Annotated in this window: 2 protein-coding genes; one reads left to right on the top strand and one right to left on the bottom strand. The window is 73.2% G+C overall.

Features of this window, described 5'->3' with window-relative positions; translation table 11 throughout:
- The coding region (locus AB0J52_RS39790) for an NAD(P)H-dependent amine dehydrogenase family protein (protein ID WP_500188319.1) at positions 1 to 1,050 on the top strand (1,050 nt) is incomplete at its 5' end.
- Here AB0J52_RS39790 and AB0J52_RS39795 read toward each other — a convergent pair.
- Positions 1,034 to 1,471 carry a hypothetical protein gene (locus tag AB0J52_RS39795; protein ID WP_500188321.1) on the bottom strand — a complete coding sequence of 146 codons (438 nt, stop codon included), beginning with the start codon at positions 1,469 to 1,471 and terminating at the stop codon, positions 1,034 to 1,036. The genes AB0J52_RS39790 and AB0J52_RS39795 overlap by 17 nt on opposite strands.
- Positions 1,472 to 1,583 lie beyond the last annotated feature (112 nt).

Raw genomic sequence — 1,583 nt, forward strand, 5'->3', positions numbered from 1 at the left:
GGCACCGGCAACGTCGGGCGGCACGCCCTCGCCGGCATCACCGCCCGCCCCGACCTGGAACTCGTCGGCGTCTGGACGTCCACCCCCGCCAAGGCCGGACGCGACGCCGGGGAGCTGTGCGGGATCGGCCCGGTGGGCGTCGCCGCGTCCGGCGACGAGGACGAGATCCTCGCGCGCCGCGTGGACTGCGTCGTCTACACGTGCATGGCCGACGTCCGCATCCAGGAGGCCCTGGACGACCTGGAGCGGCTGCTGCGCACGGGCGTGGACGTCGTGTCCGCCAGCCCGGTGTTCCTGCAGTTCCCCGACCAGGTCATCCCGGACGCGATGATCGCCCCGATCCGCGCGGCGGCGGCCGAGAGCGGCGCGTCGCTGTTCGTCAACGGAGTGGACCCCGGGTTCGCCAACGACGTGCTGCCGATCGTGCTGTCGGGGATCAGCGAGCGGATCGACCAGGTCCGCTGCATGGAGATCCTCAACTACGCCACCTACGACCAGGGCACCGTCCTGTTCGACATCATGGGCTTCGGCCGTCCGCTGGAGGACACGCCGATGCTGCTGCTGCCGGGCGTGCTGACCATGGGCTGGGGAAGCGTCGTCCGGCAGCTCGCCGCCGCCCTGGACGTCGAGCTCGACGAGGTCGAGGAGCACCACGTCCGGCTGCCCGCGCCCGAGACGTTCGAGATCGCGTCCGGGACGATCGAGAAGGGCACGGCCGCCGCGCTGCGCTTCGAGGTGCGCGGCATGTCCGGCGGCCGGCCCGTGATCGTCCTGGAGCACGTGACCCGGCTGCGCGACGACCTCGCGCCCGACTGGCCGCGCCCGTCCGGGCAGGGCTGCTACCGCGTCGAGCTCACCGGCGAGCCGAACTACACGCTCGACCTGCGGCTGCTCGGCTCGGACGGCGACCACAACACCGCCGGGCTGAAGGCGACCGCGATGCGGCTGGTCAACGCGGTCCCGGCGGTCGTGGCGTCGCCGCCCGGCCTGCTCACCGCGCTCGACCTGCCGCTCATCCCGGGGCGCGGGCTGGTCAACCCAGGTGCTTGAGGCGCGGCCACAGCTCCGGCCAGGGCATCCGCTGCCCCCGGCACACCCAGATCGGCTTGCCCTGCTCCTGGTTGTCCAGGCGGACGCCGTCGTCGACGCGCCCGGCGACGGTCACGGACGTCCAGTAGGGGAGTAGCGCGTCCGCCGACTCCGGGCCGACCACGACCGTCGGGCCGCCGCTGTCGGCAGGACGCCCGAAGTACCAGAACCCGTTGTGCCCGCTGTACGCGCGCGGCAGCCCGTACCTCCGGCCGTACCGGTCGATCGCCCCGGCCTCGCCGTAGTTCCCGGTCAGCAGCGTCGCGCGCGAACGGTCCGGCAGGTGGTCGTAGACGTCCGCGACCCGCGCGACGAAGCGCGGCCATCCGACCATCTCCGCCGAGTCCACGTTGATGACCGGCTGCGGTGTCGTGTGCAGCACGCGGACGGGATAGACCGGCAGCGTGAGCGCGACCGTGACCAGGCCGAGGACGGCGATCGCGGGCCGGGTGAGCGTCCAGTTCCACCCGCGCGGCGCGGACCACCGCAGTCAC

Origin of the sequence: Spirillospora sp. NPDC049652 (assembly GCF_040675125.1) — a bacterium.
In the GTDB taxonomy this organism is placed as follows: Bacteria; Actinomycetota; Actinomycetes; order Streptosporangiales; family Streptosporangiaceae; genus Spirillospora.